16 protein-coding genes and 1 pseudogene are annotated in these 14,285 nt (G+C 68.0%); 8 read left to right on the top strand and 9 right to left on the bottom strand.

Annotated elements, in window-relative coordinates:
• The 6 genes and pseudogenes from HB681_RS36110 to HB681_RS36085 all read left to right on the top strand — a co-directional run.
• A pseudogene (locus HB681_RS36110) lies at positions 1-449 on the top strand (hypothetical protein); the annotation flags it as partial.
• A gap of 101 nt (positions 450-550) precedes the next feature.
• A complete protein-coding gene (locus tag HB681_RS36105; RefSeq protein WP_213959710.1) occupies positions 551-925 on the top strand; it encodes a hypothetical protein in 375 nt (124 codons plus the stop codon).
• Positions 926-957: 32 nt separating this feature from the next.
• A complete protein-coding gene (locus HB681_RS36100; protein ID WP_256735241.1) occupies positions 958-1,620 on the top strand; it encodes a C39 family peptidase in 663 nt (220 codons plus the stop codon).
• The gene (locus HB681_RS36095) at positions 1,620-2,165 is read left to right on the top strand and encodes a hypothetical protein (RefSeq protein ID WP_213959708.1); all 546 of its coding nucleotides are present in this window, start codon (positions 1,620-1,622) and stop codon (positions 2,163-2,165) included. The genes HB681_RS36100 and HB681_RS36095 overlap by 1 nt, the downstream gene beginning before the upstream one ends.
• A 12-nt stretch (positions 2,166-2,177) precedes the next feature.
• The gene (locus tag HB681_RS36090) at positions 2,178-2,465 is read left to right on the top strand and encodes a putative quinol monooxygenase (protein WP_213959707.1); all 288 of its coding nucleotides are present in this window, start codon (positions 2,178-2,180) and stop codon (positions 2,463-2,465) included.
• 64 nt (positions 2,466-2,529) lie between these two features.
• Positions 2,530-3,576 carry a Gfo/Idh/MocA family oxidoreductase gene (locus HB681_RS36085; protein ID WP_213959706.1) on the top strand — a complete coding sequence of 349 codons (1,047 nt, stop codon included), beginning with the start codon at positions 2,530-2,532 and terminating at the stop codon, positions 3,574-3,576.
• Between the two features lie 85 nt (positions 3,577-3,661).
• Here the strand turns inward: HB681_RS36085 and HB681_RS36080 are convergent, their stop codons facing one another.
• Complete coding sequence (locus HB681_RS36080; RefSeq protein WP_345944811.1) at positions 3,662-5,338, bottom strand: AMP-binding protein; 1,677 nt, start codon at positions 5,336-5,338, stop codon at positions 3,662-3,664.
• A gap of 197 nt (positions 5,339-5,535) precedes the next feature.
• On the opposite strand from HB681_RS36080, the gene HB681_RS36075 reads away from it, so the two are divergent.
• Entirely contained in the window at positions 5,536-5,880 is a 345-nt protein-coding gene (locus tag HB681_RS36075; RefSeq protein WP_213959705.1) for a hypothetical protein, read from the top strand.
• Between the two features lie 99 nt (positions 5,881-5,979).
• On the opposite strand, the gene HB681_RS36070 is transcribed toward HB681_RS36075, so the two are convergent.
• From HB681_RS36070 to HB681_RS36060, 3 genes are all read right to left on the bottom strand, one after another.
• Positions 5,980-6,408: a CBS domain-containing protein gene (locus HB681_RS36070; protein ID WP_213959704.1), complete on the bottom strand. Its 429-nt coding sequence runs from the start codon at positions 6,406-6,408 to the stop codon at positions 5,980-5,982.
• A 141-nt stretch (positions 6,409-6,549) separates the two neighbouring features.
• Entirely contained in the window at positions 6,550-7,182 is a 633-nt protein-coding gene (locus HB681_RS36065; RefSeq protein ID WP_213959703.1) for a LysE/ArgO family amino acid transporter, read from the bottom strand.
• 109 nt (positions 7,183-7,291) lie between these two features.
• Complete coding sequence (locus tag HB681_RS36060) at positions 7,292-8,914, bottom strand: DUF4139 domain-containing protein (RefSeq protein ID WP_213959702.1); 1,623 nt, start codon at positions 8,912-8,914, stop codon at positions 7,292-7,294.
• Positions 8,915-9,106: 192 nt separating this feature from the next.
• Between HB681_RS36060 and HB681_RS36055 the strand changes: the two genes are divergently transcribed.
• Complete coding sequence (locus HB681_RS36055) at positions 9,107-9,514, top strand: PaaI family thioesterase (protein ID WP_213959701.1); 408 nt, start codon at positions 9,107-9,109, stop codon at positions 9,512-9,514.
• 151 nt (positions 9,515-9,665) lie between these two features.
• On the opposite strand, the gene HB681_RS36050 is transcribed toward HB681_RS36055, so the two are convergent.
• The 5 genes from HB681_RS36050 to HB681_RS36030 all read right to left on the bottom strand — a co-directional run bounded on the left by HB681_RS36050 (position 9,666) and on the right by HB681_RS36030 (position 14,276).
• On the bottom strand, positions 9,666-10,556 hold the full coding sequence (locus tag HB681_RS36050) for an FkbM family methyltransferase (RefSeq protein WP_213959700.1): 891 nt from the start codon (positions 10,554-10,556) through the stop codon (positions 9,666-9,668).
• A gap of 148 nt (positions 10,557-10,704) precedes the next feature.
• Positions 10,705-11,733, bottom strand: coding sequence for an ABC transporter permease (locus HB681_RS36045; protein ID WP_213959699.1), 1,029 nt, complete (start codon positions 11,731-11,733; stop codon positions 10,705-10,707).
• Between the two features lie 17 nt (positions 11,734-11,750).
• A complete protein-coding gene (locus tag HB681_RS36040; RefSeq protein ID WP_345944810.1) occupies positions 11,751-12,512 on the bottom strand; it encodes an ATP-binding cassette domain-containing protein in 762 nt (253 codons plus the stop codon).
• Positions 12,497-13,489 (bottom strand): substrate-binding domain-containing protein, encoded by a 993-nt coding sequence (locus HB681_RS36035; protein WP_213959698.1) that lies wholly within the window; start codon positions 13,487-13,489, stop codon positions 12,497-12,499. The genes HB681_RS36040 and HB681_RS36035 overlap by 16 nt, the downstream gene beginning before the upstream one ends.
• 193 nt (positions 13,490-13,682) lie before the next feature.
• Complete coding sequence (locus tag HB681_RS36030; RefSeq protein ID WP_213959697.1) at positions 13,683-14,276, bottom strand: cell envelope protein SmpA; 594 nt, start codon at positions 14,274-14,276, stop codon at positions 13,683-13,685.
• Between the last annotated feature and the right edge of the window lie 9 nt (positions 14,277-14,285).

The following is a 14,285-nucleotide window of genomic DNA, read 5'->3' as shown; positions in this document are numbered from 1 at the left end:
CAGTCCCGGGCACGGGTGAGGGCGGGCCCCGGAGGCCCGCGGGCCCCCGGCCGACGTGTGGCGCAGGCGGCGCGCACACGGCAGCAGCGGGCACCGGCGGTGCTGGCGGCGCAGCGACCAACGGCAGTGCTTCCAATGGCAACGCCAGCAATGGCAGCGCCACGGCAGGCAATGGCGGCGCGAGCGGCGGCGGCACCGGTGGTGCGGGCGGCGCGGGCTCTGGCGGCACCAACACCGCTGCAGGCGGAACGGGTGGCGCAGGCGCAGGCGGAACGGGCGGCGCTGGCGGTACCAACACCGTCGACGCAGGTGCGTTCAATGCATACAACAGCATGACGGGTACCGCGCAATCGGCAGCCGGCGTACTGAACATCGTGCAGAACACCGGCATCGCCGCCCTGGTCCAGCAGAGTGTGAATGTCCAGGCGAACATGACGATCGGCAAGTAACGCCCGCGCGCATCACGGCATTCGCCGCGCGGCCTGCATCCAATGCGGGACCGGGCGGCGTCTGCCGCGTTGCGCATCATCAACGCCACAGGACAGACGCCATGAAATCCATCCATTCCCTCGCATTCGCTTGCGTGGCGATCGGGTCCCTGCTTGCGGCACCTGTCGCCGCGCAACCAGACGCCGTGCAGGCGCCTGGCGCACCCGCGATTGCGGCGGAGAGAGACGCCGCATTCGTGGCCATGCCGGCCGATGAAGAAACCTTGTCGTCGTTGAGGGGCGGGGCCCAGACGTGGAACGATGCGACATTGACCGGGACCACCGCGGACAACTACGCGCGCAACGTCACCACGGGTTCCAACAGCATTGCAGGTGGCTCGTTCGAGAACATGAGCGGCATACCGGTCGTGATCCAGAACACGGGCGCCAATGTGCTGATACAGAACGCGTTGGTCCTCAACGTGCAGATGAACTGACGGTAGCGCCAATGCGGCACCTGATGATCTGCATGACGCTCGCTGCGACGGCCGCTTCGGCGCCGGCGCAGCAAGCCTATTTTCCGGGGATTGCCGGCGGCGGCGACGTCACGCTGCCAATCACCAACCTGCGGCAGGCGAGGTTCAAGACCACGATGCTGCAGAAATACGACTTCAGCTGCGGCTCCGCGGCTGTCGCCACCCTGCTCACGCATCACTTCAGCTACCCGGTGACGGAGCAGGCCGTGTTCGAGGAGATGTATGCCCAGGGCGACCAGGAGAAGATCCACAAGGAAGGCTTCTCGCTGTTCGACATGAAGCGCTACCTGGCCAACCACGGCTTCATCGCCGATGGCTTCAAGCAGCCGCTCGACAAGCTCAACGACGCTCGCGTGCCTGCCATCGTGCTGATCAACGAGAACGGCTACCACCACTTCGTCGTGGTCAAGGGCCTGCAGGCCGACCGTGTGCTCATCGGCGATCCGGCACAAGGCACGCGCGCGATTCCGCGCCATGTCTTCGAACAGCGCTGGGCGAACAAATTGCTCTTCGTGGTTCACAACCGCATGGACATCGCGCGCTTCAACCTCGCGGCGGACTGGCGCGTGGCGCCGCGGGCGCCGGTGGGCGACGGCGTCGACCGCGGCACCTTGACCGCCATCACCTTGCCCAAGATGGGCCCGGGAGACTTCTGATGAATCGCCGCGCGACCCCTGCCAGGAAGTCGTTGCGCCGTCCGCGCTGGGGCTCGCGCTGGTTCACGCCGGTGCTGGTGTGCGCCGCGCTCATGGCGAACGCGGCCGGCGAGGACCCGGACGAGCAGTCCGAGGTCTGGATGGCCGTCAGCGACAACAAGCTCGACGACCTGCGCGGCGGCTTCGACCTCGGTTCGGGGCTGCTGGTGAACTTCGGCATCACGCGCGCGGTGTACGTCAACGGCGACCTGGTCACGCAGACCACGCTCGACTTCGGCAACCTGACCAGCATGACGCCGGCCCAGGCCGCGCAACTCAACGCGCAGTTGCGCACGCTCAACCTCGTGCAGACAGGCCCGGGCAATGTGGTCGACCCGTCGGTCAATCTCGGCGCGGGCGGAACTATCGTCCAGAACACGCTGAACGACCAGCACATCAGCAACCAGACCATCGTCAACGCGAGTTCCAACGCCATGAGCACGATCAAGGGACTGAATTCGATGGCGACGATCAGCGACGCCGTGACGCGAGGCCTGGGGCACTGAGCGAGCAAGGCCATGCATCACATCCTCGCCCGCATCACCTTCAAGCCCGAAGCCGCCGCGCAGGGGCTGGCCATCATGACCGAGCTGGCCGCCAGGTCGCGCGAGGAAAAGGGCTGCGCCGCGTACCAGCTGTTCCAGCAGGCCGAGGCGCCACACGTGTTCCAGACCGTCGAGGAATGGGCCGACAAGGCCGCGGCCGATGCCCACATGGCCACGCCGCATGTAGGCGCCGCGGTGGCCGCGGCAGGGCCGCTGTTCGGGGCGCCGCCGGAGATACTTGCCTACACTCGGCTCGCCTGACAGTCCTGCCGGGCGCCGGCCGACGGCTCGTCGGCATGCGGTGTCCCGGACACCAGGACTCCTCATGTCACCTACGCCCCCACCGCTTCGCATCGGCATCCTCGGCTGCGCCAATATCGCCCGCCAGTTCTCGCGCGACGTTGCGCCCAGCCGTCAGGCGCATGTCGTCGCCGTGGCCAGCCGCAATGCGGAGACCGCCGCCGTCTTCGCCGCGGCGCAGGGCATCGCACGGCATCACGGCAGCTACGAGGCGCTGCTGGCCGACGAGGGTGTGGACGCCATCTACCTCCCGCTGCCCAACAGCCTGCATGCGGAATGGGCCATCAAGGCGGCGCAGGCCGGCAAGCATGTGCTGTGCGAGAAGCCGCTTGCGCTGAACCGGCGCGAGGCGCAAGCGATGTTTGACGCCGCGAGCGCGGCCAAGGTGATGCTGCTGGAGGCCTACCCGTACTACTTCCAGCCGCAGACACGCGACATGCTGGCGCTGCTGGCCGAGGGTGCCATCGGCGAGGTGCGCTCGGCGCAGGCGAGCTTCGGCTTCGTGCTGGCGAATGCGCAGGGCAACATCCGCATGAATCCGGAGCTGGGCGGCGGCGCGCTGCTGGACGCCGGCAGCTATGCGCTCAGCGCGATCCGTCTCGTCATGGGCTGTGCGCCGCAGCGCGTCACGGCCGACGCGAGCTGGGCCGATTCGGGCGTGGACATCAGCACGATGGCAACGCTGCACTATGCCGACGGCCGCCGCGCCCAACTCTCCTGCGCCATGGACACGGCCAACCACCGCCACCTGCTGGTGACCGGCAGCAAGGGCACACTGGACAGCGAATACCTCAACCACACCAGCGACGTTGCCGGGACGCATCCATACGGCTATCTGCCGAGCCGGCTCCGCGTGCGCAGGGGCATCGCCAACTCGGTGCCCTTCGAGCTCATCCGCTCCGCCACCGGCAGCGGCTTTCGCTTTGCCGCGGAGGCCTTCGCGAAGGTCGTGCGCGAGGGGGACTTCGATGCGATCGGACGGGCCGCGCAGGCCAGCCTGGACAACGCCGCCACGCTGGAAGCGATTGCGCTGAGCGCGCGTTCGGGGAGCGCGGTCGAGGTTAGCGCCTGAGTGGCGACTTGAGCGACTTGAGCGCCCTGAGCGCCGTGAGTGGGGGCGTGACTCGTGGCCCGAGCGATCCGGCCCGGCCCCGCCATCACTCCGCGAACACGACCTTGCTGCCCTCCTGCACCCACTCCTCGAAGCGCGGCCCATAGGCCTCCTCCACGCTGCCGCGCTTGACCTTGAGCGTGGGCGTCAGAAAGCCGTTGTCCACGGTCCACGGCGTCTTCAGCAGCACCAGGCAGTCGAGCTGCTCGTGCGGGTCGAGGCGGGCGTTGATGTCGTCGAGATGCGCGCGCATCTGCGGCCCCAGTTGCTGCCTTGCGGCCTCGGTCTCATGGGCCGTCGGCAGCAGGCTCACCAGGCCCAGCGGCTGACCCAGATTGGCGCCGGCGACCATGCAGGTCTCGATGGCCGGATGCATGCACAGGCGGTCCTCGATGTGTGCGGGCGCCACGTACTTGCCCTTGCCGGTCTTGAACTGGTCCTTGATGCGGCCGGTGATGCGCCAGCAGCCTTGCGCGTCCACCTCGCCCTTGTCGCCGGTGTGCAGCCAGCCGTCCTCCGTGAAGGCCTCGCGCGTCAGCTCGGCGTCCTTGTAGTAGCCGAGCATGAGGCCGGGGCTGCGCATCTGGATCTCGCCCGTGGCCGGGTCGATGCGCGCCTCCACGCCTTCGCTCGCCGGGCCCACCGTGCCTTCCTGGTTCAGGCCCGGCACCGTGCAGTGCGAGACGGCCAGGTTCTCGGTCATGCCGTAGGCCTCGTTGATCGGCAACCCGAGGCGGCGGTACCACTGCAGCAGCGCCAGCGGCATCGGTGCCGCGCCGCCGCCCGCCACGCGGCATTGGTCCAGCCCCAGCGCGCCGAGGATCTTCCTGCGCACGACGCCGCCCACCAGCGGGATGCGCAGCAGCAGGTCCAGCCGCCCGGCCGGCATGCGTGAAAGCACGCCCTGCTGGAACTTGACCCAGAGCCGCGGCACCGAGAAGAACAGCGTCGGCCTGGCGCGTATCAGGTCTGCCGCGAAGGTCTCCAGGCTTTCGGCGAAGTAGATGTGCATGCCGGTGGCCAGCCAGCCCTGCTCGACCAGCACCCGCTCGGCCACATGCGCCAGCGGCAGGTACGACAGCACCCGGTCGGACTCGAAGCGCGGCACCTGCTTCTTGCCCGCCTGCGCGGCCCATGCGAGCGTGCCGAAGCTGTGCATCACGCCCTTGGGGCGGCCGGTGGTCCCGGAGGTGTAGATCACCGTGGCCAGTTCGTCGGCGCGGCGTTGCACCTCGCCCTGCATCGGCAGCGTGCCTGCGCAGATCGCGTCCCAGCTCTCGTAGCGGTTCACGGCATCTGCCGGCGCGAGCGGGAAGCAGACACAGGGCATGTCGTCCGGAATGCCGCGAAGCATCGAAGTCCAGCCATCGAGCTTGCCGATGAAGCAGACGCGCGCCCCGCTGCGGTCGAGGATCAGGCGGATCGAGTCGGCCGCCAGCGTGGGATAGAGCGGCACCGAGACGTGGCCGGCCATCCAGATGGCAAGGTCGCTGAGGAGCCACCAGGCGCAGTTCTTCGAGAAGATGCCGATGCGGGAGCCCGGTTCGAAGCCCTGGCCCTGCAGCCATGCGGCCATGCGCCGCGCCTGGTCGGCCACCTGCGCCCAGGTGAAATGCTGCAACTGGCCGCCGCCGACGGGCTGCGTCAGGATGACGCGCTGCGGCGCGGTGCGCTCCCAGTGGTACAGGCGCTGCAGTGCGAGGCTGTCTCCGGAAATCTCCACGATCGGGTCTCCTTGCCATGCGTTGCAAATCCGGCGTCGAGCTTAGGGGCGAGGCGGTCGCCGGTCCAGCGGGTTTTGCCGGCGTCGCGCTGGCTGGCAACGGTCTTGCTTTCGCATGCTGGACTTTGCACGCCCGGTCAAAGTCGCGTTAAGGTGCGGCCCGTCGTTGTTGGCGCAAGCATCCAGGAGATTTGGTCATGAATGTTCGGTATCGATGGCTCGGCCTGCTGGCCTGCGTCGCCTTGCAGGCCTGCACCACGCCGCCACCGCCGGCGCCCGCAGCACCCCCGCCACCGCCCATGACCGTGGCGCCGCCGCCCATGCCGGCGCCTGCCCCGGCGCCGGGTGCCTCCGCGCCCATGCCTGCACCGGCACCCGTGGCGCAGGCACAGCCCGAGCCAGTGGTCGATATCCGGGCCGTTTGCGATGGGCGTGCCGAGGGCGAACGCCTGCAGACCCGGGGACCGGGCGGTGAGACGCTGTCGGGGATTTGCGTGCGGGGTGCGAACGGCTGGCTGAGGTTCAGCACGAACGGCCGCTAGAAGGCCGCGGACAAGGCCTCCGCGGAACGGGCGCGTCGGCCCGGGCGGCTTGCGGCGTTGCAACCGGGTGCGCGGCGCGCTTCCCCGGTCGGCCCTGGCTCAACTCTGGATGTAGTTGGTCAGTTGCTCGATGGTCTGCTCCTGGTCGGCAATGATGTCGTCCATCAGGTCGCGAATCGAGATCATGCCCACCACGATGTCGCCGTCGACCACGGGCAAGTGGCGGATGCGCTTCTGGCTCATGAGGCCCATGCACTCGCTGGTGTTCGATCTGGAGGTCACGGTGATCACGTTGGCCGTCATGATCTCCGACACGTTCATCTCCTTGGAGTTCTTGCCCAGCAGCGCCACCTTGCGCGTGTAGTCGCGCTCGGAGAGCACCCCGACCAGCTTGCCTTCGCGCATCACCAGCAGCGCCCCCACTTCGTGCTTGGCCAGCACATGCAGCGCATCGAACACCGTGGTGTCCGGCGAGATATGGAACAGGGCGGGGCCGCGGCGCTTGAGCAACTCTGAGACGGGTTTCATGGGGTTCTCCTCTGGATTCGTGATAGCGACACACGCAAGGGTCGCGCCTGCCAAATCATAGGCGGCACAAGCGTCACCGCCATTGCAATTCGCAACAAAGGGGCATTGCGCGAGCGAATTGCAATACCTTGGTATGCGTTTTCACGCCTGCCGCAGGAGCAGGGCACCCAGCGCGAGCATCATGGCGCCCACCAGCGCGTCGAGCCAGCGCCAGGCCACGGGCCTGGCGAACAGCGGCGCGAGCAGGCGCGCACCAATGCCGAGCAGCGCGAACCAGGCCGTGCTGGCCAGGGCCGTGCCCGTCACGAAGCTGATGCGCGCAGCGCCGGCCTCCTGCGCGCCGACCGAGCCGACCAGCAGCACCGTGTCGACATACACGTGCGGATTCAGCAGCGTGAACGCGGCCGTCTGCGCCAGCACGCGGGCGCGCGATGCCGACGCCGGGGCGCCCTGCGCGGCCAGCAGGGCGTGCGGCTTCAGTGCGCGCCGCAGCGCCAGCAGGCCGTAGCCAAACAGGAACAAGGCGCCGCCCAGCGTGAGCGCCGGGGCCAGCGCCGGCAGCGTGGTGCGCAGGCTGCCCATGGTCCAGACCCCGACCATGACGAGCAGCGTGTCGGCCAGCGCGCAGAAGGCGACCACCGGCAGCACGTGCTCGCGCCGCAGGCCCTGCCGCAGCACGAAGGCGTTCTGCGCGCCGATGGCGACGATGAGGCCGAGGGTGATGCCGAACCCGGTGAGGAAGGCGGAGGCGAGGGCGGTGGCGCTGGGAGGCATGGGCCCGCATTCTCGCCATCGGATCGGCGCAGGCGGTGGCGCCACGACCGACCCGATGCGCGTCGATGCAGGCACCGCGGGTCCGCCGCCTTGCGCCAGGCAGTGCGACTCAACGCGCCGAGATCCGCGCGTCCTTCGGATAGCTGATCGTGTAGTCGGCGGCGACACGGGCGCTTTCCCCGGCGGCCAGGTCGAAGGACCACAGCGTCATGCCGGGTTGCTTGTTCCATTCGCGCTCGGCCGGCTTCGGCTGGAAGGTGGCGCTGACCTGCACCGCCTCGTTCACCGACACCGGCGCAGCCTCGAGCACCTGCACCGCGATCGGCGTGCGGTGGCGGTTCTCGACCACGTAGCCGCGCTGCAGCTTGCGCTCGACGCGCAGCCCGACGAAGCCGCCCGTGCCCTGGTTGTCGCGCTCGGGATCGGCCTGCACGCGGACCAGTTCGTCGCGGCCGAACGAGAGCGTCAGGCGTGCATCGCCGGGCGGCGTCCAGCGTCCATTGCCGACAAAGGCGCCGTCGCGGTACAGCTGCAGCGGGCCGGCCGGCCAGACGCCCTCGGGCGGGGCCATGTCGGCGATGAGGAAGGCGCTGGCGTCGACTTGCGGGCTCGTGCGCGCGGCGAGCTTGACGATGTCCTCGACCTGTCCCAGCGCCAGGCCCACGCGCTGGCCGCTGGAGGGCACGTCGACGACGTTCGGCACGGCGAACTCGGTCGCGAAGCTGTTGTTGAACACGCTCACGTCGAACGCGGGCTCGTCGAGCCGGTCCATTGCGGACTTCATCATCGGCGCTGGCGCCGCCGCCACCATCGGTGCGCCGGGCTGCGCGCTGCGTTCGCGCAGCGGCTGGGGTTGCTCGATGCCGATGCGCCAGGGGGCGGGCAGGCGGCCGGTGGTCTCGCGGCGCGGCTGGCCGGTGGAGAGCGTGAGCTTCACGCCGCGCCAGTCCTCGCCGGTGGATTGCGCGACCAGCGCCTGCCGCTCGATGCGGATCTTTCGCGTCGTGGTGTCGAGCAGGGCGCGGTACGCCGGCGACCAGCCCGGCCCCGCGACCTGATAGCTCAGCTTCACGTCGGCATCACGCCCGGCCGCCAGCGTCACGGTCACGCTCGTCACGTTGCCGCCCTGGCCCTGTGAGCGTTCGCGCTCGGCGATGAGCGGGGCGAGCTGCTTGTCCAGTTCCGTCTGGCGGCGCTTCAGCAAGTGCTGCTTCTGCAGCGAGTCCTGGCCGGATCGGCGCAGCGCCTCGGCCATGGCCGCGACGGACTTCGCATCGGGCGCGGCCACCCGTACCGGCGGAGTGCCGTCGCCGGGGGTGCCGCCGCCATTCGCCGTGATGCCCTTGAGGTAGCCGTTCACCAGATCCAGCGCATCGTTCTCGGATTGGAGCGCGGCCTTCTGGTCTTCCAGTTCGCGAATGCGGCCGTCGAGCGGGCTCGTGGCGCATTCGGCCGAGAGGGCGCGCGGCTGCGTCAGCACCGATGTTTCACCCAGACGCACGGCCGCGTCGGCGCTCACCTGGATGCTTTGCGCGTCCAGGCCTGCTGGAAGGCAGGCGAAGGTCAGCGTGCGGCTACCCGAGGCGACCCGCGCCACGCGCTCCACCGTGGCGCTGCCAGGGTAGACCTTGACCTGGGTGATGCGCGAATCGGCTTGGGCGCAGAGAGCCAGCAGGGGTGAGGAAAGCGCCAGCGCGATGGCGCGGCGGCGAGGAGCGAAGAAGAGGGGCATGAGGGCCTCGTGAAGTGATGAACCGGCTTGTACGGCGGGCGACGCCGAAGCGGGTTAATCCGCTCGACGGCCAGACACGGCCCCTTGCTGTCGCGCACGCAACTGCCGGCGCCGGACAGGTCGCCGCGGTGACCTGCCGCGGGACGATCCATCCGTAGAGTGGCCACTCGATTCACGAGAAGGAGGCACGCCATGCTGGACACCATCCAGGCCGTCAACCAGACCGCCGCGTTCAACCGCTGGGCGGGGTTTGAAGTCACCCGGGCTGCAGATGGCGAGGCCGAGCTGCGGATGCCTTGGCGCGACGAGCTGGGCCAGTACGCGGGCTTCCTGCACGCGGGCCTGATCGGCGCCATGCTCGACACCGCCTGCGGCTTCGCGGCCAGCACCGTGGCGGGCAACGTGCTGGCCTCTCACTTCTCGGTCAACTGCCTCGCGCCCGCCGTGGGCCGCGCTTTCGTGGCGCGTGGCCGCGTCGTGAAGGCCGGGCGCAAGCAGGTGTTCGCGGTGGCTGAGTTGTTTGCGGAGGGCGAGGGCGATGCAGCGCCCAGGCTGGTGGCGACCGGAAACGCGATCCTGGTGCCGGTGCCGGCGGCCTGAAGAAGGTGTGAAGCTTTATGCTGCGGCCACCGATCTCGGGCCTGCGGTCCTCACCGCACGACAGTGCGGTTCCGGTCCGCAGGCCCGACCTCGGCGCCCTCGCTACGAAATCTTCACACCTTCTGGCGCGGGGCCTTGCGATCCAAGCGCTCTAGATAAACAGCAGATCGGTCTGCCCCCCATCCGTCCCCAGGCGCTGTGCCAGCGCATCCAGCGCGGCCAGCGAGAAGGGGCGCATCGCGATCTCCTTTTCGCTCAGGTCGCAGAACGAGGAATAGCCGGCCAATTGCAGGGCGCCCCTGAACCGTCCCATGCTGCCACTGCTGGCCAGACCGCCGGGCCAGAATTCCGTCACGAGCGGTAGCTTGCGCTGCAAGGTACGGGCCGCGCCGGCCAGCACGTAGCCTTCGAAGCCTTGCGTGTCCATCCACAGCAAGGTCGAACCAAGATCGATGTCGTCCAGGATCCGATCCAGCGTCTGCGAGGGCACCTGGATCGTTTCGGGTCCGAAGTCGGAGTTGCAGTTCCCGTAGCGCGCCCGGTGGTCGCCGTGGTTTCCCTTGGAAAGCTCGAACGAAAGGATCTCGTCGTTCTTCTCGCCCAGCGCGATGTTGTGCGTCGTGATGCGGTCTGCGACCCGGTTGAGTTCCGCGTTGGCGCGCAGCAACGAAAAATTCCTGGGCTCGGGCTCGAACGCGATGGCCCGCTCGAACAGCCCGCGATTCACCGCCGGGATGCAGATCGTGCCGATGTTCGCCCCGATGTCGAGCAGCAGCCGCATCCGCTGCTGGCCCAGCATCTCGACGACGCGTTCCAGCTTGGAAAAGTCGAAGGGCTCGCGGTGCTTGAACAGCCACTGCCCGATGACCTGGTCGCCTGCCGCGACCACGAAGGATTCGGAGGGGCACGATGCCAGCATCATCGCGTCGCGCGGCGCGGTGTCCCAGAGCAGGCGTGTCACCAGCGGGCTGCCGAAAAATCGATGCCGCCCGAAGCCCCGCACGACTGGCAGGATGGCCCGATAGATCCCGGTCTTCAACATGTACGCCTCTTCGCTGCCCTATGCGGACATGGTTAGACACAATTGTGGGTAACTATATCTGACACATCCGGTTTCATCTGTCTTCGCGGCGGAAGGACTGCGCGGTTCCGGTCCTTCATTTCGGCCAGAGGCGCGGCGCGAGGAGTCCTCAATCGTTGGCGCTGCGCGCTCGCAACCGGTCGAACAGCACCGCCACGATGATGAAGCTCCCGACGAAGGTGCCCTGCCAGAAGGTGCTGATCCCCAGCAGGATCAGGCTGTTGCGGATCACTTCGATCAGCGCGGCGCCCACCACCGCCCCGAAGGCCGTGCCGATGCCGCCCGCCAGGTTGGTGCCGCCGATCACCGAGGCGGCGATCACCGAGAGTTCCATGCCTTGGCCGAGGCTGGTCGTCACCGTGCCCAGCCAGCCCACTTCCAGCACGCCCGCAATGCCCGCGCACAGCCCGCAGAACATGTAGACGCTGACCTTCACCAGCTTGACCGGTACACCCGTCATGGTCGCTGCGCGCTCGTTGCCGCCGATCGCATAGAGGTGCCGCCCCCAGCGCGTCCAGCGCAGCAGGAAGCTCGCGACCACCAGCAGCACGATCAGGAACAGCACCGGACTCGGCACCCGGATCGGGTCGACGAAGGGCAGGCTCACGTTGACGAAGCCGCCGCCCAGCGCCAGCAGTTTCGGCTGGTCGGGCCCGAACTGGTAGACCATGCGGTTGTTCGACAGCACCATCGCCAGGCTGCGCACGATCGACAGCATGCCCAGCGTGACCACGAAGGGTGGCACGCCGATGTACGCGATCATGAAACCGTTGATCGCGCCGACCAGCAGCGAGGCGCCGAGCGCCAGCGGAATCGCCAGCCAGATCGACATGCCTTCGCTCATCGACATGCCCACCACCATGCCCGACAGCACCAGCGTCGCGCCCACGGAGAGATCGATGCCCCCGGTGATGATCACGGCCGTCATGCCGATGGCGATGAGCGCGACGAACGCGAAGTTGCGCGTCACGTTGAAGAGGTTCTGCTGCGTCGCGAACACGTCGCTGGAGAAAGTCAGCACCACGAACGCCACCACCGCCGCCACCGAGACCCAGAAGGTCTGCTGGCTCACGAGCCAGCTCAGCCAGGTGCCGTGCACGCGCCGGTCGATGGACTCTTCGAGGCTGACGGTGGCCATGCGGTGGTCCTGCGTTGTCATGCGGTCTCGATCGCGCCGGTGATGAGCCCGGTCACTTCTTCCGGCGAACTCTGCGCGATCAGCTTGTCCGCCACCTTCACGCCGCGCCGCAGCACGACGATGCGGTCGGCAACGGCGAACACGTCGGGCATGCGATGGCTGATCAGCACCACTGCGATGCCGTGGTCGCGCAGGCGCCGGATCAGGCTCAGCACCTCGGTGATCTGCCGCACGCTGATGGCGGCGGTCGGCTCGTCCATCAGCACGATCTTCGGGTCGGCCAGGCGCGTGCGCGCGATGGCCACGGCCTGTCGCTGCCCGCCGGACATGCGCCGCACGAGGTCGCGCGGCCGTGTCTCCGATTTCAGCTCGGCGAACAGTTCGCCAGCGCGTCGGTTCATCGCGCGGTAGTCCAGGATCCTGAAAGGCCCGATCCCGCGTCGCAGTTCGCGGCCGAGGTAGACGTTCTCGGCCGCGCTGAGGTTGTCGCACAGCGCCAGGTCCTGGTAGACCACTTCGATGCCCTCGCCACGCGCGTCGGCCGGCTTGTGGAACGCGAGCCTGCGGCCGTCCATCGCCAGCGTGCCGTCGCTCGGCGGGTAGTTGCCGGCCACGATCTTCACCAGCGTGGACTTGCCCGCGCCGTTGTCGCCCATCAAGCCGACCACCTCGCCGGCATGCAGCGAGAGGGAGACGTCGGTCAGCGCCTGGATGGCGCCGAAATGCTTGGAGACTCCGCTGAGCTCCAGGACGGCCATGCCGTTTACTTCGCCGGGCACTTGTCCAGGTTGGTGGGCACGCATTCATCGAGCCCGGTGAAGAGCGGATCCGCCACCTTCTTGCCGCCGATCAGGTCGATCAGCACCGCCGGTGCGCGGTGGCCCATCTCGAAAGGACGCTGGCCGATCTGCGCATGGCTGCGGCCGTTCTTCAGCGCGTCGAGTTGCGGCGGCAGCGTGTCGCCCGCGATGATGATCAGTTCCTTGGACGCCAGCTTCGGCTTCACCTGGTCCGTCACCTGCGCGTAGGCCGACGGGCCGAACTGCGCCCAGCCGCCCACCAGGATGAAGGCGTTGAGCTTCGGATTCTTGGTGAACACGTCGGACATCTGCTGGTTGGCCAGGTCGATCTGGTCATTGGTGAACAGCGGGCAGCCGGCGATCTCGGTCCAGCCGCCTTCGCCCTTCAGCCGGTCGATGCCCTTCTTGCCGCCGATGGTGTCGCGGAAGCCCGCGGCGCGCTGGTTGATGTTGTCCGCGGCGACGTTGCCGAGCTGCATGCAGACCGTGCCGCCCTTGGCATTGAGCGCCTTCAGGTGCTTGGCCATCAGCACGCCCATGTCGTAGTTGTTGGTGCCGAGGTAGGTCTTGCGCAGCGCCTTGTCGGCCGCCGAAAGGTCGGCGTCGATGGTCATGATCGGCATCTTCGGCGCCTTGGCCTTGAGCATGGTGCCCATGGCTGGCGCGTTGGATGGCGAGATGGCGATGCCGGCCACGCCCTTGTTGATCAGGTCTTCCACGATCTGCACTTCGCCGGCTTCATCCGCGCTGGAGGCGGGACCGGTGTAGAGGCAGGTGTATTCGGACGTGGGGTTCTCCTTGTTCCACAGCGCGCAGCCATCGCCGAGCACCGTGAAGAAGGGGTTGTCCAGCCCCTTCACCACCACCGCGAGCGTCTTCTTCTGGGCCATTGCCGGCGTGGCGGCGAGGAGGGCGGCCAGGGCCGCGCCGACGAATACAAGAACCGACTTCTTCATTGCGTCTCCTTCGTTGTTGGATATGCACTGACAAGGCTCTCTTGCACCGCTGGCAAACCGCGCGGGATCTCATGCGGGCTGTCCGTGACCCAAGAGAAGGCGGACTGTAGTACCCGTATCGGAACGTGTCGAGCGGGCAGACCCGACGTGGCCACGCATGACGGGGTTCAGCCTGCGAGGCTGGCGTCCGTGACTAGTTGGGCGAGGTGTAATGCACCATCACCGCGGCCGTGCCCGTGACCGACTTGACCTTGCCGGCCTTGTCGAAGGACACCTGGTACTCGGACCAGGAGTCGATCCAGTAGCGCCACACGTCGGCCTCGAGGCGCGGGTTCTCGCTGGTGATCGGCCAGCTGACGGCCATGATCACTTGTTCGCGCGTCATTCCCTCCGTGACCTTCGCGGCCTGGATCGCCTCGCGCACCTGTGGCTCGAAGCCGGCGATGCGCAGCTTCGGGTCTTCCTGGACGATGTATCGACCGGCAAACTCCGGCATGCGGATGTCGCGGCTGTAGTCGTTCTTGAGGCGCTGCGGCTTGCCGCCGACCATCGTGTCGACGAAGCGGAAGTCGTAGCTCGTGACCTGTGCCGGCGTGCCGACGGGCACGAGGCTGGTACCTGTTTCGCGGTAGTTTGCGTCGCCCATCTGCCTGCCGTAGGTGTACATGTTGCAGCAGAGGTAGCCCGCGACCAGCGGACCCGGCGGGCTGGCCGGCCGCTGGGCATGCGCGGCGGAAAAGGGAACGGCAATCGCGAAAGCGGCTGCCAGCGCAAGGCGTTGGAGCATGGTGGGCTG

It is taken from the genome of Variovorax sp. dw_954, assembly GCF_018449755.1.
In the GTDB taxonomy this organism is placed as follows: Bacteria; Pseudomonadota; Gammaproteobacteria; order Burkholderiales; family Burkholderiaceae_C; genus Variovorax.
This window is presented reverse-complemented; position numbering and strand designations above follow the sequence as displayed.

Bases quoted from the DNA above. Each gene is read 5' to 3' on its own strand.
- HB681_RS36095 (WP_213959708.1), top strand. From the start codon at position 1,620: ATGAATCGCCGCGCGACCCCTGCCAGGAAGTCGTTGCGCCGTCCGCGC.
- HB681_RS36060 (WP_213959702.1), bottom strand. From the start codon at position 8,914: ATGCCCCTCTTCTTCGCTCCTCGCCGCCGCGCCATCGCGCTGGCGCTT.
- HB681_RS36070 (WP_213959704.1), bottom strand. From the start codon at position 6,408: ATGAAACCCGTCTCAGAGTTGCTCAAGCGCCGCGGCCCCGCCCTGTTC.
- HB681_RS36065 (WP_213959703.1), bottom strand. From the start codon at position 7,182: ATGCCTCCCAGCGCCACCGCCCTCGCCTCCGCCTTCCTCACCGGGTTC.
- HB681_RS36055 (WP_213959701.1), top strand. From the start codon at position 9,107: ATGCTGGACACCATCCAGGCCGTCAACCAGACCGCCGCGTTCAACCGC.
- HB681_RS36030 (WP_213959697.1), bottom strand. From the start codon at position 14,276: ATGCTCCAACGCCTTGCGCTGGCAGCCGCTTTCGCGATTGCCGTTCCC.
- HB681_RS36075 (WP_213959705.1), top strand. From the start codon at position 5,536: ATGAATGTTCGGTATCGATGGCTCGGCCTGCTGGCCTGCGTCGCCTTG.
- HB681_RS36045 (WP_213959699.1), bottom strand. From the start codon at position 11,733: ATGGCCACCGTCAGCCTCGAAGAGTCCATCGACCGGCGCGTGCACGGC.
- HB681_RS36050 (WP_213959700.1), bottom strand. From the start codon at position 10,556: ATGTTGAAGACCGGGATCTATCGGGCCATCCTGCCAGTCGTGCGGGGC.
- HB681_RS36035 (WP_213959698.1), bottom strand. From the start codon at position 13,489: ATGAAGAAGTCGGTTCTTGTATTCGTCGGCGCGGCCCTGGCCGCCCTC.
- HB681_RS36105 (WP_213959710.1), top strand. From the start codon at position 551: ATGAAATCCATCCATTCCCTCGCATTCGCTTGCGTGGCGATCGGGTCC.
- HB681_RS36085 (WP_213959706.1), top strand. From the start codon at position 2,530: ATGTCACCTACGCCCCCACCGCTTCGCATCGGCATCCTCGGCTGCGCC.
- HB681_RS36100 (WP_256735241.1), top strand. From the start codon at position 958: ATGACGCTCGCTGCGACGGCCGCTTCGGCGCCGGCGCAGCAAGCCTAT.
- HB681_RS36090 (WP_213959707.1), top strand. From the start codon at position 2,178: ATGCATCACATCCTCGCCCGCATCACCTTCAAGCCCGAAGCCGCCGCG.